25 protein-coding genes are annotated in these 25,543 nt (G+C 71.5%); 14 read left to right on the forward strand and 11 right to left on the reverse strand.

Annotated features, from left to right (window positions below; genetic code table 11):
- Nucleotides 1-18: 18 nt before the first annotated feature.
- Complete coding sequence (locus K6U06_RS13155) at nt 19-1,044, forward strand: adenylate/guanylate cyclase domain-containing protein (RefSeq protein WP_262322400.1); 1,026 nt, start codon at nt 19-21, stop codon at nt 1,042-1,044.
- Here K6U06_RS13155 and zwf read toward each other — a convergent pair.
- Nucleotides 1,041-2,450 (reverse strand): glucose-6-phosphate dehydrogenase, encoded by a 1,410-nt coding sequence (gene zwf, locus K6U06_RS13160; protein WP_262322401.1) that lies wholly within the window; start codon nt 2,448-2,450, stop codon nt 1,041-1,043. The two genes, K6U06_RS13155 and zwf, sit on opposite strands and share 4 nt — an antisense overlap.
- 97 nt (nt 2,451-2,547) lie before the next feature.
- Nucleotides 2,548-3,045 (reverse strand): VOC family protein, encoded by a 498-nt coding sequence (locus K6U06_RS13165; protein ID WP_410051046.1) that lies wholly within the window; start codon nt 3,043-3,045, stop codon nt 2,548-2,550.
- A gap of 186 nt (nt 3,046-3,231) precedes the next feature.
- On the opposite strand from K6U06_RS13165, the gene K6U06_RS13170 reads away from it, so the two are divergent.
- On the forward strand, nt 3,232-3,684 hold the full coding sequence (locus K6U06_RS13170) for a MarR family winged helix-turn-helix transcriptional regulator (protein ID WP_262322403.1): 453 nt from the start codon (nt 3,232-3,234) through the stop codon (nt 3,682-3,684).
- A 53-nt stretch (nt 3,685-3,737) separates the two neighbouring features.
- Nucleotides 3,738-4,553, forward strand: a complete 816-nt coding sequence (locus K6U06_RS13175) for a VC0807 family protein (protein ID WP_262322404.1) — start codon at nt 3,738-3,740, stop codon at nt 4,551-4,553.
- Nucleotides 4,554-4,604: 51 nt separating this feature from the next.
- Here the strand turns inward: K6U06_RS13175 and K6U06_RS13180 are convergent, their stop codons facing one another.
- From K6U06_RS13180 to K6U06_RS13200, 5 genes are all read right to left on the reverse strand, one after another.
- Entirely contained in the window at nt 4,605-5,834 is a 1,230-nt protein-coding gene (locus tag K6U06_RS13180) for a serine hydrolase domain-containing protein (protein ID WP_262322405.1), read from the reverse strand.
- Nucleotides 5,835-5,908: 74 nt separating this feature from the next.
- Complete coding sequence (locus K6U06_RS13185; protein WP_262322406.1) at nt 5,909-6,460, reverse strand: YdcF family protein; 552 nt, start codon at nt 6,458-6,460, stop codon at nt 5,909-5,911.
- Between the two features lie 71 nt (nt 6,461-6,531).
- Nucleotides 6,532-8,187: an AMP-binding protein gene (locus K6U06_RS13190; RefSeq protein ID WP_262322407.1), complete on the reverse strand. Its 1,656-nt coding sequence runs from the start codon at nt 8,185-8,187 to the stop codon at nt 6,532-6,534.
- Nucleotides 8,188-8,297: 110 nt separating this feature from the next.
- A complete protein-coding gene (locus K6U06_RS13195; RefSeq protein WP_262322408.1) occupies nt 8,298-10,217 on the reverse strand; it encodes a PQQ-like beta-propeller repeat protein in 1,920 nt (639 codons plus the stop codon).
- Between the two features lie 58 nt (nt 10,218-10,275).
- Nucleotides 10,276-11,880, reverse strand: a complete 1,605-nt coding sequence (locus tag K6U06_RS13200; RefSeq protein ID WP_262322409.1) for a hypothetical protein — start codon at nt 11,878-11,880, stop codon at nt 10,276-10,278.
- Between the two features lie 238 nt (nt 11,881-12,118).
- On the opposite strand from K6U06_RS13200, the gene K6U06_RS13205 reads away from it, so the two are divergent.
- From K6U06_RS13205 to K6U06_RS13230, 6 genes are all read left to right on the forward strand, one after another.
- Entirely contained in the window at nt 12,119-13,366 is a 1,248-nt protein-coding gene (locus K6U06_RS13205; protein ID WP_262322410.1) for a phosphodiester glycosidase family protein, read from the forward strand.
- An 80-nt stretch (nt 13,367-13,446) separates the two neighbouring features.
- The gene (locus tag K6U06_RS13210; protein ID WP_262322411.1) at nt 13,447-15,096 is read left to right on the forward strand and encodes a long-chain fatty acid--CoA ligase; all 1,650 of its coding nucleotides are present in this window, start codon (nt 13,447-13,449) and stop codon (nt 15,094-15,096) included.
- 12 nt (nt 15,097-15,108) lie between these two features.
- Nucleotides 15,109-15,849, forward strand: coding sequence for an SOS response-associated peptidase (locus K6U06_RS13215; protein ID WP_262322412.1), 741 nt, complete (start codon nt 15,109-15,111; stop codon nt 15,847-15,849).
- 35 nt (nt 15,850-15,884) lie between these two features.
- Entirely contained in the window at nt 15,885-16,307 is a 423-nt protein-coding gene (locus tag K6U06_RS13220) for a phage holin family protein (RefSeq protein WP_262322413.1), read from the forward strand.
- Nucleotides 16,271-16,600 carry a DUF3618 domain-containing protein gene (locus K6U06_RS13225; protein WP_262322414.1) on the forward strand — a complete coding sequence of 110 codons (330 nt, stop codon included), beginning with the start codon at nt 16,271-16,273 and terminating at the stop codon, nt 16,598-16,600. Before K6U06_RS13220 ends, K6U06_RS13225 begins: the two co-directional genes overlap by 37 nt.
- Nucleotides 16,597-16,866 carry a DUF4235 domain-containing protein gene (locus K6U06_RS13230; protein WP_262322415.1) on the forward strand — a complete coding sequence of 90 codons (270 nt, stop codon included), beginning with the start codon at nt 16,597-16,599 and terminating at the stop codon, nt 16,864-16,866. Before K6U06_RS13225 ends, K6U06_RS13230 begins: the two co-directional genes overlap by 4 nt.
- A gap of 58 nt (nt 16,867-16,924) precedes the next feature.
- On the opposite strand, the gene K6U06_RS13235 is transcribed toward K6U06_RS13230, so the two are convergent.
- A complete protein-coding gene (locus K6U06_RS13235; RefSeq protein ID WP_262322416.1) occupies nt 16,925-17,674 on the reverse strand; it encodes a maleylpyruvate isomerase family mycothiol-dependent enzyme in 750 nt (249 codons plus the stop codon).
- Nucleotides 17,675-17,776: 102 nt separating this feature from the next.
- On the opposite strand from K6U06_RS13235, the gene K6U06_RS13240 reads away from it, so the two are divergent.
- Nucleotides 17,777-18,667 carry an oxaloacetate decarboxylase gene (locus K6U06_RS13240; RefSeq protein WP_262322417.1) on the forward strand — a complete coding sequence of 297 codons (891 nt, stop codon included), beginning with the start codon at nt 17,777-17,779 and terminating at the stop codon, nt 18,665-18,667.
- 20 nt (nt 18,668-18,687) lie between these two features.
- Here the strand turns inward: K6U06_RS13240 and dxs are convergent, their stop codons facing one another.
- A complete protein-coding gene (dxs, locus tag K6U06_RS13245) occupies nt 18,688-20,616 on the reverse strand; it encodes a 1-deoxy-D-xylulose-5-phosphate synthase (RefSeq protein WP_262322418.1) in 1,929 nt (642 codons plus the stop codon).
- Between the two features lie 80 nt (nt 20,617-20,696).
- Between dxs and K6U06_RS13250 the strand changes: the two genes are divergently transcribed.
- The 4 genes from K6U06_RS13250 (at nt 20,697) to K6U06_RS13265 (ending at nt 23,421) form a co-directional block, all read left to right on the forward strand.
- Nucleotides 20,697-21,014 (forward strand): lycopene cyclase domain-containing protein, encoded by a 318-nt coding sequence (locus tag K6U06_RS13250; protein ID WP_262322419.1) that lies wholly within the window; start codon nt 20,697-20,699, stop codon nt 21,012-21,014.
- Nucleotides 21,014-21,331 carry a lycopene cyclase domain-containing protein gene (locus tag K6U06_RS13255; RefSeq protein ID WP_262322420.1) on the forward strand — a complete coding sequence of 106 codons (318 nt, stop codon included), beginning with the start codon at nt 21,014-21,016 and terminating at the stop codon, nt 21,329-21,331. The genes K6U06_RS13250 and K6U06_RS13255 overlap by 1 nt, the downstream gene beginning before the upstream one ends.
- Nucleotides 21,328-21,828, forward strand: a complete 501-nt coding sequence (locus K6U06_RS13260) for a sterol desaturase family protein (RefSeq protein WP_262322421.1) — start codon at nt 21,328-21,330, stop codon at nt 21,826-21,828. Before K6U06_RS13255 ends, K6U06_RS13260 begins: the two co-directional genes overlap by 4 nt.
- Before the next feature lie 75 nt (nt 21,829-21,903).
- On the forward strand, nt 21,904-23,421 hold the full coding sequence (locus K6U06_RS13265; RefSeq protein WP_262322422.1) for a protease pro-enzyme activation domain-containing protein: 1,518 nt from the start codon (nt 21,904-21,906) through the stop codon (nt 23,419-23,421).
- Nucleotides 23,422-23,458: 37 nt separating this feature from the next.
- Here K6U06_RS13265 and K6U06_RS13270 read toward each other — a convergent pair whose 3' ends face one another.
- Both K6U06_RS13270 and K6U06_RS13275 read right to left on the reverse strand, forming a co-directional pair.
- Nucleotides 23,459-24,007: a PaaI family thioesterase gene (locus K6U06_RS13270; RefSeq protein WP_262322423.1), complete on the reverse strand. Its 549-nt coding sequence runs from the start codon at nt 24,005-24,007 to the stop codon at nt 23,459-23,461.
- Nucleotides 24,004-25,470: an MFS transporter gene (locus K6U06_RS13275; protein WP_262322424.1), complete on the reverse strand. Its 1,467-nt coding sequence runs from the start codon at nt 25,468-25,470 to the stop codon at nt 24,004-24,006. The genes K6U06_RS13270 and K6U06_RS13275 overlap by 4 nt, the downstream gene beginning before the upstream one ends.
- Nucleotides 25,471-25,543: the final 73 nt, after the last annotated feature.

A 25,543-nucleotide genomic window follows, 5' to 3' on the forward strand; every position in this document is an offset into this window, starting at 1 on the left:
TGGAGGCAGGCCGGGGGCGTGTCCAGCTCTGAGGGTGCCGAGGTCGACGGTGCGGTGGCGGAGGTCCGCTCCGCTCTGCTCGGAGGTGAGCTGACCCTCACCGCCGGCCAGGTCGCGGCGGCCGCCGGAGTGTCGCGGGACCTCACCAAACGGCTGTGGCGGGCCATGGGCTTCGCCGACATCCCCGACGACGAGGCCGCGTTCACCCAGGAGGACCTCGAGGCGCTGCGCCGCACCGGGGCGATGATGGAACGCGACGACCTGGGGGAGGGGGACGTCCTCCACCTGGCCCGGGTCCTCGGGCTGGCCACCGCCCGCATGGCCGACTCGGTGGTGAGCTTCACCCTGGAGCGCATGGCCGGCGGCGACCACCCCATCGACGGCGCCATCCTCGAAGAGCTCGACCACCTGGTCGTCTACCTGCTCAACCGCAACCTGGCAGCGGCCGTCGAGCGTTACCTGCCAGAGCACACCCCCGGCGCCGGGGACGGGGACGCCGCGGCGGTGCTCGCCGTCGGCTTCGCCGACCTGGTCGGCTTCACCCGCCTCAGCCAGCGCCTCACCGACACCGAGCTGGCTGGGCTGATCGAGGAGTTCGAGGCCACCGCCAGCGACGCGATCGTGGTCAACGGCGGCCGGGTGGTGAAAATGATCGGCGACGAGGTCATGTGGTGCGCAGATCCGCCCGTGGCGGTGGAGATCGCCCTGCTCCTCGCCGAGAGCTTCGACGACCCGGACCGCCCGTCGGTGCGGGTCGGGTTGGCGTCGGGCGGGGTCATCACCCGGGCGGGTGACCTGTTCGGGCCGACGGTCAACCTGGCGGCGCGCGCCACCGGGATGGCCCGGGCCGGTTCGGTGCTGGTCGCGGAGGACATGTTCCCCGTCGTCGAATCCGACCCCCGCTACCACCTACGCCGGTTGCGGCCCCGGCGGCTGAAGGGCATCGGGTGGGCCAACTTGGCGGCGGTGAGCCGGGACCGGCACCGCCCGGAGCCGTCGGGGAGCGCGCCGGGCGACCCGCCCGCCGCCAGCCGGGACAGCTAGTCGCCGAGGATCCACCCGGCCTCGCCGGCGAGGGCTTTCGCCGCGTCGGGCCCCCACGACCCCTTCTGGTACGGATGAGGTTGCGGCTTGTGCTCGAGCAGGCCGCCGGCCACCTCCCACACGTGCTGCAACCCGTCGGGGCGGGTAAACAGCGACCGGTCGCCGATCAAGACGTCGTGGATCAACCGGGAGTACGCCGGCAGCGACGGGGTGTGGAACGCCTGCCCGAGGGCCAGCTTGGCGGTCCCGGTGGCCAGCTTCGACGTGGGACCGGGCTGCTTGGTCACCAGCGACAGGTTGATCTCGCCGTCCCCGGACAACTCGAAGCCCAGCACGTTCCCGCCGGTGGGGATGCCGCCCAGCGCGTCTACCGGCTCCTTGAACTTGATCGACACCCGCTGGTGGCTCTCGGCCATGCACTTGCCGGTCCGCAGCAAGAACGGGACCCCCCGCCACCGGTCGTTGTCCACCCACAGGCGGGCCGCCACGAACGTCTCGGTCCTGGAGTCGTCGTCGATCCCATCGATCTCCCGGTAGCCGTCGTATTGGCCTACCACCACGTCGTCGGGGCTGAGCGCCCGGAAGCACCCGATCACCTCCTCGCGGGCCTTGGCGATGTGCTCGGCGTCGAGGGACTCAGGGGTCCGCATCGCCACCTCACCGGCCAGCTGGAACAGGTGGGTCACCAGCATGTCGAGGATCGCCCCGGTCGAGTCGTAGAACCCGGCCCGCATCCCCACGTCGAGGGTCTCGGGAACGTCGATTTGGACGCTTTCTATGTGGCGGCGGTCCCAGGCGTGGGAGAACAAGCCGTTGCCGAAGCGCAGCACGTGGATGTTCTGCGTCGCTTCCTTGCCGAGGAAATGGTCGATGCGGTAGATCTGCCGCTCCTCGAAGACCTGATGGGCGATCTCGTCGAGCTCCTGGAACGAGCTCATCGACGTGCCGAACGGCTTCTCGTAGACCACCCGCGAGTTGTCCGCCAGGCCGTGGGCGCCGATCCCCTCGGTCAGCTTGGCGAACGCGGCGGGCGGCACGGCCAGGTAGTGGACCCGCTGCGCGTCGCGCCCCAGCTCGTCGTGGGCCTCGGCCATGACGTCGAGCAGGCTGCCCGGGTCGTCCTTCTCGAAGCCGCCGCCAGCGAAGCGCAACCGGGACCGGAACTCCTCCCACGGTCCTTCTTCCGGCTTCGGGCCGAACTCCTCGAGGCTCTCGCGCACCCGCTCTTGGAAGTTCTCGTGGGACACGTCACCCCGCCCGTTGCCGACCAGACGCCAGTCCTCCGGCAAGAGCCCCTCCTGCGCCAGCCGGTAGAACGCCGGGAGGACCAGGCGGTGCGCCAGGTCGCCGGTCCCGCCGAAGAGCACGAAGACCGTGGGCTTGGCGACCAGACTCGTGTCGGGCATTGCGGGACCTCCTGGGACGGCGTGGGAGCGGCGACGGGCTGAAGCCTGCACCTTCCTACCCATTGTGGGTCGGTCCGCGCCCTTTTCCGGCGGTCGATCACACCACGGTCATGCCGTACATCTCGCCCAACGGGTCGCTGATCAACTCCAATCGGGCGCCGTCGGGGTCGGAGAAATATAGCGAGGTGTCGTTCATCTCGAGGTAGCCGACCGCCGCCCGGTCCAGGCTGGCCCGCAGCTCCTCCCACCGGTCGCGCCGAACCGAGATCGCTATGTGGTGCAGCCCGCCGAGGACCTCCCGGTACGGTCCGAGGTCCAGCCCGGGCATGTCGAAGAACGCCAGCGCGTTGCCGTTCCCGATATCGAAGAAGAAATGCGTCGACCCGCCGTAGTCGCGGTTCTCGAACATCTCGGTCAGCGGGAACTCCAGCACGTCTTGATAGAAGCGCACTGTCCGCTCGACGTCACTGCTCAAAAGGGCCACGTGGTGCACTCCCCGCGCCGACGTCGCGGGGCGCTGCTCCCGGGGCCGCAGGTACCGCGCCGCCCAGTCCTGCCGGCGCCGGGAGGCTTCCTCACGCTCGGTTCCTTGCAGCCCGGCGGTGGGTCCGTCGCTCATCTTGTCCGCTCCCGTGCTGGTCGTTGCACCCGAAACTATCCTCTTCGCTGTGGGATCATGCGGCCCGTGACCCGACCGGATCCGCCGCCGCGAGGGGAGTCACGGCCCGTCCCGGACCGTCAAGGCAGCGTCCGGCTCAGACCCCGGGTTGCCCCTGAGGCGATGGAGGTGTGGGCCGGGTTGCTCGCCGCCCACCGGCACCTGACCCAGATCCTCGACGACGAGCTGCGGGCCGTCGGGGTGACCCTCGACGAGTACGACGTGCTGCTCAACGTTCGCACCGCCGGCCAGCCTCTGCGCATGGCCCAGCTGGCCGAACGGGCGCTGATCTCCCGGCCCACCGCGTCCCGGGTCGTCGACCGAATGGTCGGGAAGGGGTGGGTCCGGCGCTGGAGCGACGACCACGATCGCCGGGTGGTGCTCCTGGAGCTGACCGCCGAGGGCCGCCGGACGCAGGCCAGAGCAGCCCGGGTCCACCTCGACGGTATCGCCCGTCTGGTGGAGGGTCCCCTGGCCGGCCACGACGCGGCGGCGGTCGCTGCCGCGCTGCGGGCCCTGTCCCCGCCGCCCTCCGAGGAGGTCGCAGGTCGCGGCCGGGCCGGCATCGAACTGTGAGGCGACGGTTCGCACCCTGAGCCCGAATCGGGCCAGCCCGGAAGGAAGCCTCGGTGAAGACGGCCAAATCGGACATCCCCACCGGCATGCTCACGTCCCGCTTGTTTCGCGCCGATGACAATCATGTGCCTGCCATCGAGAGCGCCGTCCTGACCCCCTGCGAGGGCCTCCCAGCCTCTAGTGTCGGCAAGGTGCAACGACTGGTAGCTGTCCTACGAGCCGTTCGCCCGGTGTTGCGTGCAGCGCTGCCGGCGATTGCCGTCGCCACGCTGATACCACTGGGTGTGTTCTACGTCGGTTTGGCGATGGGGTCGATAGTGGCCGCCATCATCGCCTCTGTCGTGTACGCCTACGGCGTTGCGGCATACCAGTGGGTTCGCAACCGGCGGGTGTCGGGGATGCTGCTCATGACGATGTTCATGGTCAGCCTGCGGGCGATCGCGGCGGTGGCGTCGGGTCACACCTTCGCGTACTTCGTGGTGCCGGTGATCGAGACCGCCGGGTTCGGCCTGCTGTTCCTCGCCACGATGTTCACCAGCGAACCGCTGATCGTCCGCCTGGCCCGGGACTTCGTGCCTCACCTGGCCGACGACCTGGCCGGCCGCCGACGGTTGATCCGCTGGCTGTCGGGGGTGTGGACCGTCACCTACCTGGCGTCGGGCTCCACGACCCTGCTGCTGCTAGTGACCCAGTCCATCCCGGTCTACGTGACCGCTCACGAGCTGGCCGGATGGGCGTGGGTGGCCGGCGGGGTCGCCGCGTCGATCGGGTTGTGCAAGTGGCAGGCCAAGGGCCTGTGGCAGGCCGCGATGGCCCACCGCCACCAAGGCGTCGCCGGCACCGTCGTGCCCGCCGCCCTCGCCGCGTAGACGACCTCCCCTCCGGGCCCCGCCCGCCCAGAGGTTCAGCCGCCCTTCCGCTCAGTCGACCAGGGCCTGCTGGACCAGCTGCTTTAGCTGCGAGCGCAGGGGATAGGTGCTCGACGGCAGCAGCTGGGTCATGAACACCGCGGAGATCTCTTCCTCCGGGTCGACCCAGAACGCGGTGGAAGCGGCGCCGCCCCACCCGTAGCTGCCCCGACTGTCGAGGCCCTTGCCCGCAGCGGGGTCGAGCACCACCGAGAACCCCAACCCGAACCCGACGCCGTCGAAGGCGGTCTCCGCGAACAGCCGGCGACCGAAGCCCTCCAAGTCGGCGTTGCCGGGCAGATGGTTGCGGGTCATGTAATCGACGGTGCGGGTGCCGAGCAGGCGGGCCCCGTCGAGCTCCCCTCGCCGGCGCAGCATCTCGGTGAAGCGCAGGTAGTCGCCGGCGGTGCCCACCAGCCCACCACCGCCGGAAAGCACGTCTGGCTGGCGCGCCGCCGCTTGACCCATCGGCGTCGCCGTCGCCTTACCGTCGGCGCCGCGGACGTAGAGGGTCGCCAACCGGTCCCGGCGGGCCTCGTCGGCGTAGAAGGCGGTGTCGGTCATGCCGAGGGGAGCGAAGATCCGCGACGCGAAGAACTCGTCGAGCGACTGCCCGGAGATCACCTCGACCAGCCGGCCGAGCACGTCGGTGGCCACGCTGTAGTTCCACTCGGCGCCGGGCTCGAACAGCAGCGGCTGCTCGGCGTAGGCGTCGACCACCGCGGTCAGGTCCATGCCCTTGGGCGTACCCCACTCGAAGCCTGCGGCCCGGTACCGGGCGTCCACCGGGTGGTTGTAGTGGAAGCCGTAGGTGAGCCCCGCAGTGTGGGTGAGCAGGTGCCACACCCGGATCGGCTCGGTGGCCGGCGCGGTGGACGGGGCTTGCGGCGTGCCGCCCCGCCACACCCGCATGTCGCTCAGCGACGGGATCCACCGCGACACCGGGTCCTTCAGCTCGAAGGCACCCTCCTCGTAGAGCATCATCGCCGCGACGGACGTGACCGGCTTGGTCATCGAGTACAGCCGCCAGACGGTGTCAGCCTCGACCGGGGCCCCCGACTCGACGTCGCGCTGCCCGCAGGTCGACAGGTGAGCGACGTGGCCGTTGCGCGCCACGGCCACCAGCCAGCCGGCCAGCAGCCCTTCATCCACGTAGCGGGCCATGTGCCGGTCGATGCGAGCGAGGCGTTCCCCGTCGAAGCCGACCTCGTCCGGGTCGACGTCCACCTTCAGCTCAGCCATGCTGCCTCCCTCTCTCCGGCCTCCCGTGGCGCAGGCCGCCCGGCGAACTTACCGTCCCCGCTCCCCGAGAGGGATCAGCAGGAGCGCTGCCAGAGCAGCGCTTTGGCCGTCGCCCCCCACTCGTAGGCGACGGTGAAGAGACGCTTGCCGACGCTGGACGGCGCCGGCGCCGGCACCATCAGCAGCTCGCCGTTCCAGCATCGAGCGACGCGCAGGCGAGCCCGGGACGTCTGGGCCCGGCCGCTGACGATGATCAGCCGTTTCCAGCCGTGCTGGCGGGCCAGCGCCCCGATCGCTCGGGCCTCGCCCCGGGTGCTCTTCGGGTCCGGCTTGAAGCAGATCACGTTGAGCGATCCGGTCGAGGGCGGGCACACCTGGGCCGGATTCGGCAGCGACATGACCAGGTTGGGGGCCCATCCCTGCGCCGCCAGAGTGCTCGGGAACGTCGACTCCTCGGCCTCGCCGCCGAGGATGACGATCGCGTCGGCGGACTGGGGGGCGTCGGTTGCAGGAGCCCAGAACCGCCAGTAGCTGATGGCCACCACGACGGCCGCCAAGACCGCGGCGACGGCCAAGGCGAGCAGCCCGGCCCGGGGTCGGCGGGTCGGTCGTGTCGTTTGCGCCACCGGCCGACTCTAGACGGGAGCCGTCACTGCTCCCGCGGGCGGCTCCGCCCCGGCGCGCCCGCTGGCGGTCGTCAGGCGGTGGTCAGGTTGGCCGCGGACTCCAAGCCGAGCAGCCCGATGGAGATCTCGCGCATCTCCACCTTGCGGACCTTGCCCGTCACCGTCATCGGGAACTCCTCGACTACGTGGACGTAGCGGGGGATCTTGTGGCGGGCGATGCGCCCGTCGCAGAACTCCCGCACCGCGGCCACGTCGAGCCCGCCGCTGCCGGGGCGCAGCCGCACCCACGCCATCAGCTCCTCGCCGTAGCGCTCGTCGGGCACCCCGATGACCTGCACGTCCTCGATGTCGGGGTGGGTGTAGAGGAACTCCTCGACCTCGCGGGGGTAGATGTTCTCCCCGCCTCGGATCACCAGATCCTTGATCCGCCCGACGATGTTGACGTAGCCGTCCTCTCGCATCACCGCCAGGTCGCCGGTGTGCATCCACCGGGCCGCGTCGATGGCCTCCGCGGTCTTGTCCGGCTCGTCCCAGTAGCCGAGCATCACCGAGTAGCCCCGGGTGCACAGCTCGCCGGGGGTGCCCGGCGCCACCGTCCGGCCGGTGGCCGGGTCGACCACCTTGACCTCCAGGTGGGGGAGGACCCGCCCAACCGTGCCGGTCCGACGCTCCACGTCGTCGTCGACCCGGGTCTGGGTGGACACCGGAGAGGTCTCGGTCATCCCGTAACAGATCGCCACCTCGCCCATGTGCATCTCGGCGATCACCCGTTTCATGACCTCGACCGGGCAGGGGGAGCCGGCCATCACGCCGGTGCGCAGGCTGGAGAAGTCCCGGTCCGCGAACGACGGGTGGGCCAGCTCGGCGATGAACATGGTCGGCACCCCGTAGAGCGACGTGCATCGCTCCGCTTCGACCGCGGCCAGGGTGGCGCCCGCGTCGAAGAGAGGGGCGGGCACCACGATGCACGATCCGTGGCTGGTAGCTGCCAGGTTGCCGATCACCATGCCGAAGCAGTGGTAGAACGGCACCGGCACGCAGATCCGGTCCGAGGGCCCGTAGCCGAGCAACTCCCCGATGAAATACCCGTTGTTCAAGATGTTGTGGTGCGAGAGGGTCGCGCCCTTCGGGAACCCGGTCGTGCCCGACGTGTACTGGATGTTGATCGGATCGTCGCACGACAGCTCCGCGCTGCGGGCGTCGAGGGCCGCGTCTTCGATGTCGGCGCCGGCGGCCTCGAGGTCGGCCCACGACTGGTCGCCGATCCACACCATCTCCGACAGCGCCGGCGTCTCCCCTGCCGCGGCCACCTCCTCGGCCATGGCCCGGTAGTCGCTGGTCTTGATTCGGGTCGCGCTCACCAGGAGCCGCACCCCGGACTGGCGCAGCGCGTACGCCAGCTCAGAGGTACGGTACGCCGGGTTGAGGTTGACCAGCACCGCGCCGGTCATCGCGGTGGCGTACTGCAGCGCCATCCACTCGGCGCAGTTGGGCGACCAGATGCCGACCCGGTCACCGGCGGTGACCCCTCTGGCCATCAGACCCTTGGCCACCGTCCGGGCCCACCCGTGCAGCTGCGGGTAGGTCCAGCGCCGGCCGGTCGCGACCTCGACCAGCGCCTCGCTGTCAGGGAAGCGGGCGGCGGTGGCGGCCAAGTTGGCGCCGATGGTGTCGTCGAGCAGCGCCACGTCGGACGTGCCGTGGGTGTAGGACGTGGTCAGCGTCATCGAAAGGTCCTCCCGGGTGCGGCCCGTGCAGGCCGGTGCGCCGCCCGTGCGGCTGCCGCCCCGAGCCTACGCACCGCCGCGCCGCCCAGCGCGGGCCGCCGGCGGCTGGGTCAGGGCGCGGCGGCGGCGACGATCGGCCGGTTGAGGCGGATGTTGCCCAACGAGCCGGCGAAGGACGCGTCACCGAAGACGAACACGCCGCCGTCGGAAGCCGTCAGCCGGTAGCCGCCTCCGTCGGGGGTGGCGGCCATGCCGACGATCGGCTGGTTGAGGTGGATGTTGCCGGTGGAGCCGTAGAAGTGGGCGTCGCCGAAGCCGAACACGCCGCCGTCGGACGCGACGAGCCAGTAGCCGCCTCCGTCGGGGGTGGCGGCCATGCCGACGATCGGCTGGTTGAGGTGGGTGGCACCCAGGCTCCCGTAGAACGGGGCCGCGAACGAGAACACCCCTCCGTCGCGCGCCGCCATCCAGTAACCGCCGTGCGCCCCGGCCGCCAGCGCCACGATCGGCGCGTTCAGCGGCACGTTGCCCGTCGACCCGCAAAACGGCGCCCCGCCGAAGTCGAACACCCCGCCGTCAGACGCAGCCATCAGATACCCCGTCGACGGCGGCGCCTGCAGGCACGCGGCGGGGACCGGCGCGCCCGGCGCCGGCGCCGGCGGCCCCTGCGGACCGGCGTAAGCCACCACCCCCTTCGTGGTGCCGACGAGCAGCAGGCCGTCGGCCGCCGAGGGCGACGCGAAGTTGGGTACCGCCGCGGGGAGGGTCGCCACCGTGGTGGCCGTGCCCGACGCCGGGTCGAGCGTCCGCAGCACGCTCGGGGAACCTCCGTAGTTGACCGACCACAGGCTGCCGTCGACCAGCACCGGCGGCCCGTTGGTGCCCCCTCCCTGCCAGCCGGTGGACAGGCTCGACCCGGAGATCTTCACCTGTTCGACGGCCCCGCCCCGGCACGGGATGTATATCGAGCTGGTAGCCGCGTCGTAGGCGTTGCCGCCGTCCACATCGCTGCCGCAGACGTTCACCTGGCTGAGCACGTGAAACCCGGGATCTAGCAGGTACCCGACGTCGGCCTTCCCCGCCGCGAACACGTCGCCGTTGGGCAGCAACGTCGGCGGGTCGGAGCCCAAGTCGGCGTCACCGCTGGCGTTGGACTGATAACTGGCGAGCACTTGGAGGTCGGCGTTGAGCTTCACGACGCTCTCGGTGTAGGCCTTGGCCGGGTTGGACGGGTTGTTGGGGTTGCCGGTCGACACGTACACGTCGCCGGCGCTGTCGACGGCCGGCCCGGCCGCCCCCCAGATCGCGCCGCCCCCGCCCGGGTTGTCGGCGGCCACCTCGAAGGCCACGTTGGGCCGGGCGCCGGCCGGGTCCACGCCCACCACCCACCCGTGGTAGGTCCCGCAATCCCCGTACAGGCCCCCGTAGGTCACGTACACCCGGCCGTTGGCCAACGCCAGCGCCCCCCGCTGCTGCAGGTGGAGGTCCTGGTCGGCGCTGATACCGGGAGGGTCGGCGTCGACCGAGCTCACCACCGCGCCCGTGTAGAGATTGAACCCGGTCAGCTGGTGGTGCACCGGGCCGGCGCCGCCGTTGGACACCTCGCCCACCACGTACACGACGCCGGAGGCAGTGTCGATGACCGGCGTGGAAGTCACCCCGAGCGGGTCGACGTCACCGCAGCCGGCCTGACGGGCCACGTTGGTCAGCGGGGAGCCGAGGGACGCCGCCCACAGCACATGGCCGTCGTGGGCGTCGAGGGCGTAGACCCGGTCCGCCTCGTCGGCCATGATCACCCGGCCGTCCGCCACGACCGGCTGGCCGTACACCGCGCTGCCGTCCGGCGTCGCGCTCCACGCCTGCGACAACGGCGACAGCGGCGCTTCGGACACGTCGGCGCCGGTCCGGCTGGGGTCGCCGTGGTAGGTCGGCCACGACGGTGACGCCATCGCCGGTGCTGACGCCCAACCGATGAGGACGCCGCAGGCGCCGAGGGCGGCCGCGACGCGACCGAGGGGGTGTCTGGCCATGCCGGTACGCTGCCCGATCGGGACGTTTCCTACACGGGCGGAGCCGACCGGATGAGGCTCAAGGCTGCGGGCACGCCGGTCCTCGCGACGCCCCGATCTGGGCGCTCAGCTGGACCGTTCCGGTGCTGGCCACCCGCAGCACCGTCCACCCCTGCGGGTCCTGGGCCACACACCCGGTCCCGGCGGTGAAGGTCCAATAGGGGCTCCAACGCACCCGTACGGTCACGGTCCCCGGCGCGGACGCCGACAGGGTCAGGTGGTCGGGGGCCAGCATGGTGAGGTGAGCCGGACCGCTGACCAGGCCGGGACTGTCGGTGACCTGCCACAGCCGCCAATTGGCGTCGTGCCAGACCGGGGCCAGGTCGGCGACCGCCCCGGAGCGCACCAGTTGGGCCTCGGCCTTGCCGGCGTAATCGAGCGGCGCGTTCGGCAACGCCACCCACCGGATGCCGTTGGCCACCAGCCACTGCTGGTACGAGGCGGCGTTGAGCAGCCCCGGTTGGTAGAACAGCGGGTTGCGGGCGGTGTCGATCTGGCGTTCCCAGCCCCGCGCCAGCGACAGCTTGGTTGCGACGAACGCGGCCTCCCAATGCTCCGCGGTCGGGACGATCTCGATCCGCTGCGGATCCTGGTTGTGGGCGCCGAGCCTGGCCAGCAGCGGCTGGTAGAAGGCCTTGTTGGTCGAAGGGTCGCTGTGGGACGACGCGACCGCGGTAACCCCCGGCGCCCACTGCCACACCGCGAAAGGTAGGAGGACCACCCCGGCGTAACGCTGCCAGCGGCCCTGGAGCAGCGGGTGGCGCAGCTGCGCCACCCGACGGGGGAGCGACAGGTGGAAGCGGGCCGCCTCCGGGGCGGTGACAAAGCAGGCCAGCAGCGGGATCCCCACCGCGGTGGCCAGCCGCCCGGCGTTGCCGCCGAGCGGGTTGGGCACCGCGAACGACGCCAGCGAGGCGACCGCGTAGATCCCCACCGCGACCCGGACCGCCGGCGTGGTGCGCACCAACGGGCTGGCCACGGCCAGGCACAGCAGCTCGATCATGACCAGCTCGGTCCACGGGAACGGGAAGTAGCCGTCCCCCGGGAACGCCAGGCTGACCCCACCGACGATCACCATGCTCAACACCGCCAGCCACACCGGCCACCAGTTGGCCCCCCGGCTGCGCCAACCCCACGCCAGGCAGGCCATCGCCAAGAACGCCGCCGCGAGCGGTGAGCACAACGCCGAGGCCACGCCGAGCGCCAGGGCCAGCCCCCGCCGGCGGTGGGTGAGCGCCAGCACCGCGGCCAGCCCGAACGCTTCGCCGCAGAGGAACGGCATCTGTCCGATCGCCACCTGCAGCAGCGACGACACCGCGAAGTACCAGCTGCCGGCGGTCCGCCGGCCGAGGAAGTCGACGGTGAGACGGTCGAAGGCCCAGGTGGCCAAAGCCGACATCACCACCGAGCAGCCGGCCAGCCCGATGAGCGCTCCGAGCACCGGGAACCCGGCGCTGTAGGAGAGCGGGTACACGCCTCCGTACCAGGCGCTGTTGAACAGCGACAGGCCGTGCTGGCGGACCTCCAACACCCAGAACGTCTGCGCCGCCTGATCGGTGCCTTTCACCCCCACCGCCCACGCGACGGCGGCCAGCGCCGCGGCCAGCAGCGGGGGGCCGGTCACCACGCCACGAGCCCGTGCGGCGAGCACCCGGACCGGCACGCGCCGGAAGGCGGCGGAGAGCGAGGATGGTTTCACAGGGTGGTTCAGCTCACGATCGTCGGTGCGAAGCGGTGACGCGTCGGGTCGCAGGTCCCTCGGACGCTGCGGTCCCGGCCGGCCAGGCTACCTGCCGCAACCCCCCGAAGCTGGGCATGACTGTGGGGGGTGCGCGCTGGTTGGTACCGTCACGGGCGGACCCATGAAGAGCCTCTCCGAACTCCGGGCCCGCGACGGGGGTCGCACCGAGCTTTCGGGCTTTCGTCCCGTCCGTCCCGGGGGACGACCCTCCGCGACGGTGCGGCGCCGGTGGGCCGCCCTCGTGGTCGTCGTGGCGCTGGTCATCCCCACTCTGGTCAGCTACGGGGAGTACCTGACCGCCCCTGGGAACGTCGCGCTCAGCATCCGCTCGACGGAGTGGCTGCGGATCCACCACTTCCGTTGGCTGGTCAACGACATCGAGAACTTCTACTACACCCACCACCAGCCGAAGAAGGGCGGTGCCCCGTCCGGGGCGGTCGCGGGCCAGATCTCGAGCGGGGCCAAGGCCGGGGCCGGGGCCGGGTCCGGGAGCAGGACCCTCCCCCCGTCCTCCGCGGTCCTGCCCGACCCCGCGCCGATCCAGCCGTTCGTGGCCACCCCGCTCGCCGGTGAAGGCCAGTGGAAGACCATCAGCACCGTCAACGGCCACCCGGCGATCGAGGCGGCGTACCTCAGGCCCGACGCGGTGCACACCAGCTTGGTGTCGGCGGTGGCGTGGATCGACCCCAAGGTCGTCAAGGCCGTCGGCTACGCCGGCGTCGAGGAGCCCGGCGGGGTCTGGCCCGACCAGGCGCCGATCGCCGTCGGTCTGCGTTCGCAGCTCGTCGCCGCCTTCAACTCCGGTTTCAAGATGCAAGACGCCCAAGGCGGCTACTACGCGAACGGTCGCTACGCCCGGCCGCTCGTCGCCGGTCAAGCCACCGCCTGGATCGACGCCAAAGGCGACATCAACGTCGGGCAGTGGGGCCGCGACATCACGATGAGCCCCAACGTGGTGTTCGCCAGGCAAAACCTGGCCCTGATCGTCGACGACGGCCAGCCGGTACCCGACGTCTTGAGCGGCAACACCTCCAAATGGGGTGTCACGGTCGGCAACAAAGTCCTGGTGTGGCGTTCGGGCCTCGGGGTGACAGCAGACGGGGCCGTCGTCTACGCCGCCGGCGACGGGCTCTCCGCCCTCACCCTGGCCCAGCTGCTCAGCCGGGCCGGGGCGGTGCGGGCCATGGAGATGGACATCAACTCGGCGTGGACCTGCTTTTTCACCTACGGCGAGCCCGCCGCCGGCACCGACCCCTCCAGCCTGGTCGGCGGGCTGACGGTGACCAAGCTGCTCGCTGACATGCAGCCGTCGACCTCGAACTATCTGACGGCCAGCAGCCGGGACTTCTTCGCCCTGTTCCAGCGCTGACCGGCCTCCGGCGTGGCGGCGCCGGCGGATCGGGCGGGGGGCGGCTGACACAAGCCCGGCACCCCATTTAGGCTGCCGTCATGCTCAGCACCATGCAGGACGTGCCTCTGACCGTCTCATCCATCTTCACTCACGGTCAGAAGGTCCACCGGCGCAGCCGGGTGCTGACTTTCGACGGTGACGGCTTCAAGGAGGCCAGCTTCGCCGAGGTCGCGGCGCGCACCGAGCAGCTGGCCAACGCGCTGGCCGGCCTCGGGGTCGGCCCCGACGACCGGGTGGCCACCTTCATGTGGAACACCCAGGAGCACCTGGAGGCGTACTTCGCCGTTCCCGGCGCCGGCGCGGTCTTGCACACCCTCAACCTTCGCCTCCCCGCCGACCAGCTGATCCACATCGCCAACGCCGCCGAGGACAAGGTGGTTTTGGTCCACGCCACCGTCGCCCCCCTGCTGGCCAAGGTGGCCGACGAACTGAAGACCGTCGAGCACGTCGTGATCGTCGACGACGGCGCGCCGCTGGCACCCGAGGTGCGCGCCGCGCTGGAGGGGCTGGGCCCGGTCCACGACTACGAGGAGCTGCTCGCGGCCGCCCCTGCGGGCTACGACTGGCCGGTGCTCGACGAGCGCTCCGCAGCTGCGATGTGCTTCACCAGCGGCACCACCGGGGACCCCAAAGGGGTGGCCTACAGCCACCGCTCGACTTGGTTGCACGCCTTCGCCGCCAACAACACCGGTGCCCTGACGCTGAGCGAGAACGACAAGATCCTGATCATCGTCCCCCAGTTCCACGTCAACGCCTGGGGCTACCCGTACGCGGCGTGGATGCACGGCGCTGACATCGTGATGCCGTCGCGTTGGCTGCAGGGCGAGCCGATCGCGAAGATGATCGAGAAGGCCAAGGTCACCCTCTCCGCGGGCGTGCCGACCATCTGGTCGTCGCTGGCCCAGTACGTCGCCGATCACCCCACCGACTTGTCGTCGGTGAGGTTCTTGCTCTCCGGGGGGTCGGCGCTGCCCCAGGTGCTGCTCGACACCTTCGACGGTCTCGGCGTCACGATGCTGCAGGGATGGGGGATGACCGAGACCAGCCCGGTGTGCACGGTCAGCTCACCGCCGGCGGACGCGGAGCCGACCGCCGACGATCCCACCATGGCCGCGTGGCGGCTCAAGGCCGGGCGGATCGTCCCCGGCGTGCAGCTGAGGATCGTCACCGACTCCGGCGAGGAGGCGCCTTGGGACGGGACCACGACCGGGGAGATCGAGGCCCGCGGGCCGTGGGTCACCGGGTCCTACTACCAAGTCGACGACCCCGAGAAGTTCCACGACGGCTGGCTGCGCACCGGTGACATCGGCAGCATCGACGATCACGGTTTCCTGACGATCAGCGACCGGGTCAAAGACGTGATCAAGTCGGGCGGCGAGTGGATCTCGTCGGTCGCCCTCGAAAACGAGATAATGGGCCACCCAGACGTCGTCGAGGCCAGCGTCGTCGGCGTCCGCGACGACAAGTGGGGGGAGCGGCCCCTCGCGGTCGTCGTCCGCAAGGCCGGTTCCGAGGTGTCCGCCAACGAGATCCGGGACTGGCTGGCGCCGCGCGTCGCCCGTTTCTGGCTGCCCGAGCGCTGGACGTTCGTCGACGAGCTGCCGAAGACGACCGTCGGCAAGTTCGACAAGAAGGTCATCAGGGCCCGGCAGGCGTCGGGCGACCTGGAGATCGAGCGGGCGGAATAGCGGCCCGAAGGCGTGTGCGGCCGCTACACCTCGACGACCAGCATCGACGTGCTGGCCGAGACCTTCGCCGTCGACGAGATCCGCACCGAGCCCCTCCCGGCTCGCTACAACGTCGCCCCCACCCAGCCGATCCTCGCGGTAGCCGCCCGCCGGTCCAAGGATCAGGAGGGGAAAGTGGTCCGGGCGCTCGGCACGTTCAAGTGGGGGCTGGTCCCCTCGTGGGCGAAGGATCCGTCGGTCGGCAACAAGATGATCAACGCCAGGGCGGAGGGCATCGGCGACAAGCCGGCGTACCGCAAGGCGCTGCTCAAGCGTCGCTGCCTGATCCCCGCCGACGCCTTCTACGAGTGGCAGCCCCGCCCCGACGTAGCGGGCGGGAAGAAGCGGGGCAAGCTGCCGTGGGCCATCCGCCGCCGGGATCGCCGGCCGATGGCGTTCGCCGGTTTGTGGGAGCTGTGGCGTCCGCCCGGCGCTGATCCCGACGAGGCGCCGCTTCGCACCGCGGTGATCGTGACCACCGCAGCCAACGCCGCTTTGTCATCCATCCACGACCGGATGCCGGTGGTGCTCGGTCCAGACGCCTGGCCGACGTGGCTCGACCCCGAAGTCGAGGACCGAGCCACGCTGGAGGGGCTGCTGGTCCCCGCTCCCGACGAGTGGTTCGAGGCGTTCCCGGTCAGCACCCGGGTCAACAAGGTCGACCAGGACGGCCCCGAGCTGCTCGAGCCGTTGCCGCCCCAACCCGATCCGTAGCGCATGAAGCGGCCCGAGCGGGATAGGACCTGAGCGTGGCCGACACCCGAGACGCCCCCGCAACCGGCAGTGACTCCGTCGCAGAGCTGCTGCGCCAGCTGAGCCATCAAACGACGACGCTGGTCCACCAGGAGGTCGAGCTGGCGAAAGCCGAGCTGGCGGAGAAGGGTAGGAGGGCCGGCGCCGGTGCCGGGCTCTACGGCGGGGCGGGCGTTGTCGCGGTGCTGGCCCTCGGGGCGCTCACCGCAGCAGGCGTCGCCGGACTGGCCAACGCGTTGCCCGTCTGGGCTGCGGCGCTGGTGGTCGGTGCCGCCCTGTTGGGGGTGGCCGGTGTCCTCGGGTTGCGCGGCAAGAAGGAGATCCAAGAAGGCACGCCCCCCGTGCCCTCACAGGCCGTCGAGAGCACCAAGGAGGACGTGGAATGGCTGAAGACCCAGGCGCGATCCGCGAAGCCATAGAGGAAACCCGCGAGGAGATGGCCGACACCATTCAGGCCCTCGGCCAGAAAGCCGACGTCAAGGCCAGGGCGGGGGAGAAGGTCGCCGATTTGAAAGCGACCGCCGGAGAGGCGGCCCACAAGCTGGACCAGAAGATCCCAGAGCAGGCCCGCCCGGCCCTCGACGCGCTGGCCCCGAAGGCTCAGGCCGGCGCGGCGAAGATGCGCCAGAACCCGAAGGCGGCCGCCGCGGCAGGTGGTGCCCTGGGCTTGTTGCTGCTGATCCGGCGTCGCCGCCGCAGGCGGGCGTCATGATCGCCAAGATCGCTTACAAGCCGCTGGGCATGGCGGCGAGCGTGCTCGGCGGCATCGTTGCGACCAGGCTGTTCGCCGCGGCGTGGAAGGCGCTCGGCCGGGGCGAGGATGCCCCGGCGTCCACCGACGCCCGGCGCAGCTGGCCCGAGGTGCTCTCGGCCGCCGCGCTCCAAGGCGCGATCTTCGGTCTGGTGAAGGCCGCCACCGACCGGGGCGGAGCTGTCGGTTTCGAGAAGGCCACCGGCGCCTGGCCCGGTGACGAGTAAGACGCCTGCGTCTAACAGACCAGACGCCTGCGTCTAACAGGACCGAGACGTCCGCGTCTTAGAGGACCAGGCGGGGCCAGGCCGCGAGCGGTTCAGGAGAGCCGAACACCTCCAAGCGCGAGCCGCCACCCGCCAGGCGGTTCCAGAGCCAGAGCATCAAGTCCGACGCCGGGCCCCTGATGGCGGTGTCGGCCTTCGCGTGCCCGGCGCTGACCGACAGCGGCGAGGTGTCGAAATCGACCAGCCACTCGCCGCCCTCCACGTCGTCGGTGGCGTGGAGGTGCAAGGTGCCGTGCAGGTCGACGCCGGCCTGCTCCAACGCCCGCGGCAGGAAGTCCCCGAAGTACTCGGCGATGCCCTCGACGGCCACCCCGGCGGCGATGGGCTGCGCACCGGCAGGGCCGCCGGCGTGCTGAGCGTCCCACCGATGCACCGACGTCTCGGCGGCCATTCGCCGCTGCCACCACGCCACGCTTTGTTGCCCCGCCGACGAGAACGTCCACGCCGGGGCGGCGGGGTCGGCGTCAGCCAGGGTCGAGCACACCAGGTCGAGGCCTTCTCGGTACCAGGAGGCGAGCTCGGCGAAGGCCACCCCCTCGCCCGGCGTGGCCATGTCTCTCCTGCGCACCGCGTCGCCCGACGCGACGATCGCCGCGCACCACCGGTGGACACCCGAGACGTGGCGGACCAACTTGGGCATGTCCCAGCCGGGGCAGGTCGGTACGTCGACGGCGGCTGCGGCCTCGGCGGCAGCGATGAGGTCCTCGCCGTCGCGGCGGACGGCGGTGACGAGAGCAGCGGCTTCCATCCGGCGAGTCTGGCATGCGTCACCTGACCGGCCGGATCCGCTCCGCCGGGCGCGCCGGCCCATAGTTTGCTGCCGGCGCTGCGGCGTGGGCAGGATCGACCCATGGCCGACCTCCTCCGTACCCGCCCCGGCGGTCCCGGGACCCTACGGGAGCTGCTCCGGCGCGACGAACCGCTGCTGGCGCCCGGCGCCTACGACGCGCTCGGCGCCCGCCTGATCGAGGCGGCCGGGTTCGAGGCGGTGTACATGACTGGCTTCGGGGCCGCCGCGTCGCTGCTCGGGCGTCCCGACGTCGGCCTCCTCGGCCTGAGCGAGATGGCCGGACACGCCGCCCGGCTGGCCGCCGCGGTGGACGTGCCGCTCATCGCCGACGCCGACACCGGGTACGGCAACGCAGTGACGGTCATCCGCACGGTGCAGGAGTACGAGCGCGCCGGGGTGGCGGCGCTGCACCTGGAGGACCAGGTGCAGCCCAAGCGGTGCGGGCACATGGCCGGCAAAGACGTCGTCGCGGTCGGGGAGATGGTCGCCAAGCTGCGCGCCGCAACGGACGCCCGCAGCGACCCGGATCTGGTCCTCATCGCCCGGACCGACGCCCGGGCCGTGGAAGGGCTCGACGCGGCGCTGGACCGGGCCCGGGCCTACCGCGACGCCGGCGCCGACATGCTGTTCGTGGAAGCGCTGGAGGGCGTCGGCGAGATCGAACGGGTGGCGGCCGAGCTGGCCGGGACCCCGCTGCTGTTCAACTGGGTGGAGGGCGGCCGGACGCCGCCGCTGTCACTGGCGGAGCTGACCGCGATGGGCTTCGCGCTGGTCATCATGCCGATCACCACCTTGCTGGCGGCCACCGCAGCGATGCGAGCGGTGCTGGCCCAGGTCAAAGCGGACGGCACACCGCAGCAGGCGGCCACCGACCTGCCCTCCTTCGACGACATGGTCGAGGCCGTCGGCCTCGGCGAGATCAGCCGTCTGGAGCGCCGCTACACGCCCTAGCCGATGACGGTCCCCGACGCCTACGAGCCGGCGCTGGCCTCCGCGTCGGGGTCAGCGCCGGGCAGCGAGTCGAGCAGCGAGCGGGGGAGGGTCTTGGCCGTAGCGGCCGCGATCCCAGGCCCGTCGAGCCCGAGTGCGGTGAGGATGCGGTCCGGCTTGCCGTGGGCGATGTATGACGTCGGAACGCCGAGCGACAGGACCGGCGGCCCGGTGCGGGTCTCTTGCAGGTCGGCGATGGCGTCGGCGATGCAGGTGCCGGCGCCCCCTTGGCGGATGCCGTCCTCGACGGTGACCACCAGCTGATGGCGGCCGGCGTCGGCGATCATCTCCGGGTCGAGCGGGCGCACGACACGCACGTCCCACACGGTGGCGTCGACGCCGTCGGCGGCCAGGATCCCCGCGGCCTCCTCGGCTGCCTCGACCATCTTGCCGACCGCCAGGATGGCGACCGCGCCGTCCCCGGCTCGGACCTTGCGGGCGTGGAGCCCGGAGCCGACCTGGTCGGCTTCGACGTGGCGGGCCGCGGTCTTCGGGTAGCGGATCGCCGAGGGGCCGCTCAAACCGAGAGCGGTCTCCAGCATGACCGGCACCTCCTGCGCGGATGACGGGGCGAAGATCGTCATGCCTGGGATCTTCAAGCACAGCGCCATGTCGAGCACGCCGTGATGGCTGGGCCCGTCGTCGCCGGTGATCCCGGCCCGGTCGAGCGCGAACACGACCGGCAGCCCATGAAGGCCGACGTCCAGGTTGGCCTGGTCGAACGCCCGGGAGAAGAACGTCGAGTACACCGCGACCACCGGCCGCAAGCCGCCCATGGCCATCCCCGCCGCGGATGTCACCGCGTGCTGCTCGGCGATCCCGACGTCGAAGAAGCGGTCCGGCCACCGGTGGGAGAACGGCAGCAGCCCGGTCGGCCCCGGCATCGCCGCGGTGATCGCGACCAGAGTCGGATGGTCCTCGCCGGCGGCCAGCATCGCCTCGTTGAACGCCTGGGTGTAACCCTTGGGGGAACTCCATCCCGCCGGCGGGCCGACCGCCGGGTCGAACACCGGTGCGTCGTGCAGGCACTTCTCGTCGTCGGTCTCCGCCGGCCCGTACCCGCGGCCCTTCTGGGTGACCACGTGGACCACGATCGGCCCGTCGAACTCGTTGGCCTGGCGAAGCGCCTGCTCCATGCCGGCGATGTCGTGGCCGTCGATCGGCCCGACGTATCGGACCCCGAGCGACTCGAAAAACGCTGGCGGCTCGACGACCTCGCGCATCGCCGAGTACAGGCCCTGCAGGCTGTGGTAGGCCAGTCCGCCCACCGCCGGCAGGTCCCTGAGCGCTTCTTCCAGGCGGGAACGGACCTGACGCAACCCGGGATGGAGCCGGATCTTGGTCATGCTCTCCGACAGGCGGGAGATCGTCGGGGCGTAGCTGCGCCCGTTGTCGTTGAGGACGATCACCACCTTGGACCCGGAATGGCCCAGGTTGTTGAGACCTTCGAACGCCATGCCGCCGGTCATCGACCCGTCGCCTATGACCGCCACCACCCTCCGCTCCGGGGCGTTGCTGCGCGCCACCGCCGCCGAGAGCCCGTGGGCGTAGGACAGGATCGTCGACGCGTGGCTGTTCTCCACCCAGTCGTGGACCGACTCCGCCCGCGACGGGTACCCGGCGAGCCCGCCGGCCTGGCGCAGGGTCGGGAACATGTCCCGTCTCCCGGTCACGATCTTGTGCACGTACGCCAGGTGCCCGGTGTCCCAGAGCAGGATGTCGCGCGGCGACGAGTACACCCGGTGGAGGGCCAGGGTCAGCTCGACCACCCCCAGGTTGGAGCCGAGGTGCCCGCCGGTGACCGACACCGCCTGGACGACGAACTCCCGGATCTCGCGGGCCAGGGTCTCCAGCTCGGCGTCATCGAGATGACGGAGGTCGGCCGGGGCGTTGATGGACTCCAGCACCATCCTGCAGACGCTACCCGCCCCCGGCCCCCAATCCGCGGCGGCGGTGTGCCGCCGGTCCCACCGGCCCGTAGGGTGCCGGCGTGGACCGGTACCAGTATCTGATCCTGATGGGGTTGTGCGTGGTCGCCACCTTGCCGCTCGAGATCGTGTTCGGCGCCCGGGTCTGGCGCCGCCCCCGCCGGCTGGTCAAGGCTCTTTTCCCCGCCGTGGTCCTGTTCTCGATATGGGACGTCGCCGCCATCGCCCACCACCACTGGCGCTACAACTCCCGCTACGTCACCGGGTGGGACCTGCCGGGGCACCTGCCGGTCGAGGAGGTCGTGTTCTTCGCGGTGGTGCCGGTGTGCGCGGTGCTGACCTTCGAGGCGGTCTCCAAGATCCTCTCCCGGAGCCGTTGATGTACACGCTGTGGGCGTTCGTGGCCGCCGCGGCGGTGGTGGCCCTGGAGCTCGGGTGGGCCCGCACCGGGCTGTTCCGGCGCCGGGCGTACTGGATCACCCTGGCCATCACCTGGGCGTTCCAGGTTCCCGTCGACGGTTGGCTGACCAAGCTGTCGGCGCCGGTGGTCATCTACAACAGCCACGAGATGCTCGGCCTGCGCTTCCCGTGGGACATTCCCGTCGAGGACTTCGTATACGGGTTCGCGCTGGTCACCTTCGTGCTGGTGGGATGGTTGGGGAAAGAACGCAAGGGTGTGGGTACCATCGAGCGGTGATCGCCGCCTTCGTTGTCGGAGCCGTCGCCTTCGTGGCCATGGAACCGCTGACCTACGCCGCCCATCGGTGGGTGATGCACGGGATCGGCTGGGTGTGGCACAAGTCCCACCATCAGCGCCGGCCGGGTACCACGTCGAGGCGGGCGCAGCGCTTCGAGGCCAACGACTGGTTCCCCGTGGTGTTCGCCGGGGTCACGATCCTCGCCATGGCGCTGGGGTCGCTGGCCCGGCCGCTTGGCTGGCTGATCCCCGTCGGTCTGGGCGTCACGCTGTACGGCGCGGCGTACGCGTTCGTGCACGACTTGTACATCCACGGCCGGTTCGTGACCGTGCCGGTGTTCAAGCCGTTCGAGTACCTGCGGGAGGCGCACGCCTTGCACCACCGCTTCGGCGGGGAGCCCTACGGGATGCTCTGTCCGCTCGTGCCCTCCGAGCTTCGCGCCCGGGCCGCCGCGCCGGCCCCGGCCCGCAGCGACTCGGTCCTCTCGGTCCCCTAGCCGAGCCTGCGGCTCCCGCACCGTTGGTGATGGGGCCGTGCGAGCATGGCGGTACCACCAGGCGAGGAGAACGAAATGGCAGCAAACGAGCGGGTTGCCGTCGGCGGAAGCGACCGGGCCCGGGTCGACGCGACCCGCCTCGGACCGGCTGACCCAGACGCCGCCACGACAGTCACGGTGTACCTCCGGGGCGACGACCCGCCGGAGGGGACCCGCATGACCCGGGAGGAATGGGCCGCCGGGCACGGCGCCCGGTCCGAGGACGTCGCGGCCCTGGAGCGCTTCGCGTCCGGCCACACCCTTCGCGTCGACGCCGTCGACCTGGCCCGGCGGGCGGTGGTGGTCTCCGGGCGCGTCGGCGACCTGTCCGAGGCGTTCGGTGTAGCGCTGGGCGCGTACCGCGACGCCGAGGGACGCGAGTTCCGGGGCCGGGAGGGCGCGCTGACCGTCCCCGCCGAGCTGGGGCCGGTGGTGCAGGCGGTGGTCGGCCTCGACGAACGGCCGCAGGCCCGAGCCCAGAGCCGCCCGGCCAGCGTCCCCACCGCCGGCTACTCGCCCGTCGACGTCGCCGGTGCGTACCGATTCCCGCCGGGCACCGACGGCACCGGCCAGACGGTCGGGATCGTCGAGCTCGGCGGCGGGTACCGGCCCGCCGACCTGGCGGCCTACTTCGCCGGGCTCGGCATCCCGGAGCCGGCGGTGGCCGCGGTGGCCGTCGACGGCGGGTCCAACGCTCCGGGCGCCCCGAACGGACCCGACGGCGAGGTCATGCTCGACATCGAGGTGATCGGCGCCGTCGCTCCCGGCGCCCGCGTCGTCGTGTACTTCGCGCCCAACACCGACCAGGGTTTCATCGACGCGGTGTCGACCGCGGTGCACGACACGACCAACAAGCCTTCCGCAGTGTCGATCAGCTGGGGCGGGCCGGAAAGCACCTGGACCGCGCAGGCGGCCCAGCAGATGGAGGCGGTGTTCGCCCAGGCGGCCACCTTGGGCGTCACCGTCACCTGCGCGTCGGGCGACAACGGCTCCACCGACGGGGTGGCCGACGGAGCCCAGCACGCCGACTTCCCGGCGTCGGCGCCCCACGCCTTGGCCTGCGGGGGGACCCGGCTCACCATCACCGCCGGCGCTGCCGCGTCCGAGGTGGTCTGGGACGAGCTGCCCGCGGGGGGCGGCGGGACCGGCGGGGGCATCTCCGACCTGTTCCCGCTGCCGTCCTATCAAGCGTCGGCGGGCGTCCCCCCGTCCGCCAACCCGGGCGGGCGCGTCGGGCGGGGCGTGCCCGACGTCGCCGGCGACGCCGACCCCCAGACCGGCTACCGGGTCAGGGTCGACGGGCAAGACGCCGTCATCGGCGGCACCAGCGCGGTGGCTCCCCTCTGGGCGGGGCTGGTCGCCCGGCTCAACCAGGCCCTCGGCCGCGACGTCGGCGACCTGCACGACGCGATCTACCGGGCGCCGGGCGCGTTCAACGACATCACCAGCGGCAACAACGGCGCCTACCGCGCTGGCCCCGGGTGGGACCCCTGCACCGGTCTGGGCTCGCCCGACGGGACCGAGCTGCTGGCCGCACTGCGGGCCGCCCCGTAGCGGTCCTTTCAGCCTCAAGGCGGCCTGATCCAGCAGCTCAGCCCGACGGCTGGATGATGAAGCAGTTGCTCGACGCCGTGGCCACCAGCCGGCCCGCCCCGTCGTGGATCTCGGCGGCCGCCAGCGCGACTCGCCGGCCGGGCTTGGTGACAGTCCCGGTGGCCCGCAAGACGCCGGAGTCGAGCGTCACGGCCCGCAGGTAGTTGACCGTGATGTCGATCGACGTGTACCCCCACCCGGCGTCGAGGGTGGTGTGAACCGCGCATCCGGCCGCGGAGTCAGCCAGGGTGCAGGCCACGCCGCCGTGAACCACGCCGATGGGGTTGTACATCGACTCTTCGGGGGTGCACTCGAACACCACCCGGCCCCGCTCCGCCTCCACCAGGCGCATCCCGAGAAGGGCAGCGATCGGGGCCGGCGGCAGCTCGCCGTCGCGCACGGCCTGCATGACGGCCAGGCCGTCGAGGCCGGCGCTTCTCGCTGGGATCAGCGCCGGGTCGTACCAGGTTGTGGTCCGTTCCCGGGGCGAACCCCACGACTCCGGTCCGCTCCAGGGGTTCGCGGCAGGACCTTCCGGCCGGCTCATGCCGGCTCTCCCGCCAGGGCCACCGCGGGCGCCGAGACCGGCACAGGAACGGCGCGGCGGGTGATCATCGCCGCCGCCACGACGGCGCCGGCGAGGAAGAACCCGATGATGAGCTCCAGCCCGTGCCGGTACGCAGTCAGGGCGTCACCGTGGCCAAGGTGGGACGGTATGGCGACCAGGCCGGCGACGCCGAGGACAGTCCCGACCTGACGGCCCATGTTGAGCACTCCGCTGCCCGTACCGAAGCGGGCCGGTGGCAGCGACGCGCTGCCGGCCCCGATCAGTGAGGGGATGGTGAGCCCGACGCCCATCCCGCCGAGCAGCTGCGCGGGCAGGAGGTGGGCCAGGTAGGCCGGATGGGCCTGGATCTGGCTCAGCCACAGGCCTTGCGCGGCCGCGTTCACCAGGCAGCCGAGCACCGCGACCCGACCGGCGCCTCCGACGCGGCCCGCCAGGCGGGGAGCCACCAGCCGGGCGAAGGGCAGCACCATCAGGGGGCCAGGGCCGATGGCCAGCCCGGCTCGCACAGCCGAGTAGTGCCATTCCCCGGTCAGGAACTCCACCGAGTTGAGCACGAACGCGCCGAACCCGGCGTAGTACAGGATCGAGGCCAGGAAGGCGCCGGAGAAGGTCCGGGAGCGCAGCAGGGCCAGCTCCAACACCGGTGACGGATGCCGGGCGGAGCGAAGCACCACGCCGGCCGAGCACACGACCGCGGCGGCCACCAACCCCACGAAGCGAGCCGACCCCCACCCGTAGTCCGGGGCTTTGACCAGGGCGAACGCGACCAGCCCGACCGCCGCGGCGAGCAGCGCAGCGCCGGCTAAGTCCGGCCGGTGCCGCGACGCTTCGTCGCGGCTCTCGGGCAGCACCCGCAAGGCCAACACGACCGCTACGACGCCGACTGGGATGTTGATCCAAAACACCCACCTCCAGCTGAGCTGGACCAGCAGTCCCCCGAGCACCGGGCCCAGCGCCGCGCCGAGCGCCGCCAGCGCCGACCACGTCCCGATGGCTTGGGCGCGGTCCTTGGCCGGGACCACCGCCAGGAGCAACGACAGCGACGCGGGGACCATCACGCCGGCGCCGACGGCTTGCACCAGGCGAGCCGCCACCAAGAGCGCGACGCCGGGGGCCACCCCGCAGAGCAGCGAACCGGCACTGAAAAGCACCAGCCCGGCGACGAACAGGCGGCGGCGTCCGACCCGGTCAGCCCACCGGCCGGCAGGGACCAGCACGGCCGCAAAGACGATCGTGTAGCCGTTGAGGACCCACGACAGCGCCCCGATGCCGGTACCCCGGTACTCCTTGCCGATGTACGGGAAGGCCAGGTTGACGATGAACAGGTCCAGGCTGGACATGAACACCGCCAGCGACAGGACCGCGATCAAAGCGACGAGCCGCCCGGCGCTCGGGGAGTCGGAGACCTGGGGAGCCGGGGACGGGCGGGTCTGCGGGGTCACGGGCGGCTCTCCGGGGTCACGGGCGGGTCCTCCTGGGGTCAGGGTCGTAGTACATCCGAAATTTGGACGCACC

The organism is Acidiferrimicrobium sp. IK (assembly GCF_025499425.1).
In the GTDB taxonomy this organism is placed as follows: Bacteria; Actinomycetota; Acidimicrobiia; order Acidimicrobiales; family Palsa-688; genus Acidiferrimicrobium.

Bases quoted from the DNA above. Each gene is read 5' to 3' on its own strand.
- zwf (WP_262322401.1), bottom strand. From the start codon at position 2,450: ATGCCCGACACGAGTCTGGTCGCCAAGCCCACGGTCTTCGTGCTCTTC.
- K6U06_RS13170 (WP_262322403.1), top strand. From the start codon at position 3,232: ATGGAGGTGTGGGCCGGGTTGCTCGCCGCCCACCGGCACCTGACCCAG.
- K6U06_RS13180 (WP_262322405.1), bottom strand. From the start codon at position 5,834: ATGGCTGAGCTGAAGGTGGACGTCGACCCGGACGAGGTCGGCTTCGAC.
- K6U06_RS13190 (WP_262322407.1), bottom strand. From the start codon at position 8,187: ATGACGCTGACCACGTCCTACACCCACGGCACGTCCGACGTGGCGCTG.
- K6U06_RS13195 (WP_262322408.1), bottom strand. From the start codon at position 10,217: ATGGCCAGACACCCCCTCGGTCGCGTCGCGGCCGCCCTCGGCGCCTGC.
- K6U06_RS13205 (WP_262322410.1), top strand. From the start codon at position 12,119: ATGAAGAGCCTCTCCGAACTCCGGGCCCGCGACGGGGGTCGCACCGAG.
- K6U06_RS13210 (WP_262322411.1), top strand. From the start codon at position 13,447: ATGCTCAGCACCATGCAGGACGTGCCTCTGACCGTCTCATCCATCTTC.
- K6U06_RS13225 (WP_262322414.1), top strand. From the start codon at position 16,271: ATGGCTGAAGACCCAGGCGCGATCCGCGAAGCCATAGAGGAAACCCGC.
- K6U06_RS13230 (WP_262322415.1), top strand. From the start codon at position 16,597: ATGATCGCCAAGATCGCTTACAAGCCGCTGGGCATGGCGGCGAGCGTG.
- K6U06_RS13235 (WP_262322416.1), bottom strand. From the start codon at position 17,674: ATGGAAGCCGCTGCTCTCGTCACCGCCGTCCGCCGCGACGGCGAGGAC.
- K6U06_RS13240 (WP_262322417.1), top strand. From the start codon at position 17,777: ATGGCCGACCTCCTCCGTACCCGCCCCGGCGGTCCCGGGACCCTACGG.
- dxs (WP_262322418.1), bottom strand. From the start codon at position 20,616: ATGGTGCTGGAGTCCATCAACGCCCCGGCCGACCTCCGTCATCTCGAT.
- K6U06_RS13255 (WP_262322420.1), top strand. From the start codon at position 21,014: ATGTACACGCTGTGGGCGTTCGTGGCCGCCGCGGCGGTGGTGGCCCTG.
- K6U06_RS13265 (WP_262322422.1), top strand. From the start codon at position 21,904: ATGGCAGCAAACGAGCGGGTTGCCGTCGGCGGAAGCGACCGGGCCCGG.
- K6U06_RS13270 (WP_262322423.1), bottom strand. From the start codon at position 24,007: ATGAGCCGGCCGGAAGGTCCTGCCGCGAACCCCTGGAGCGGACCGGAG.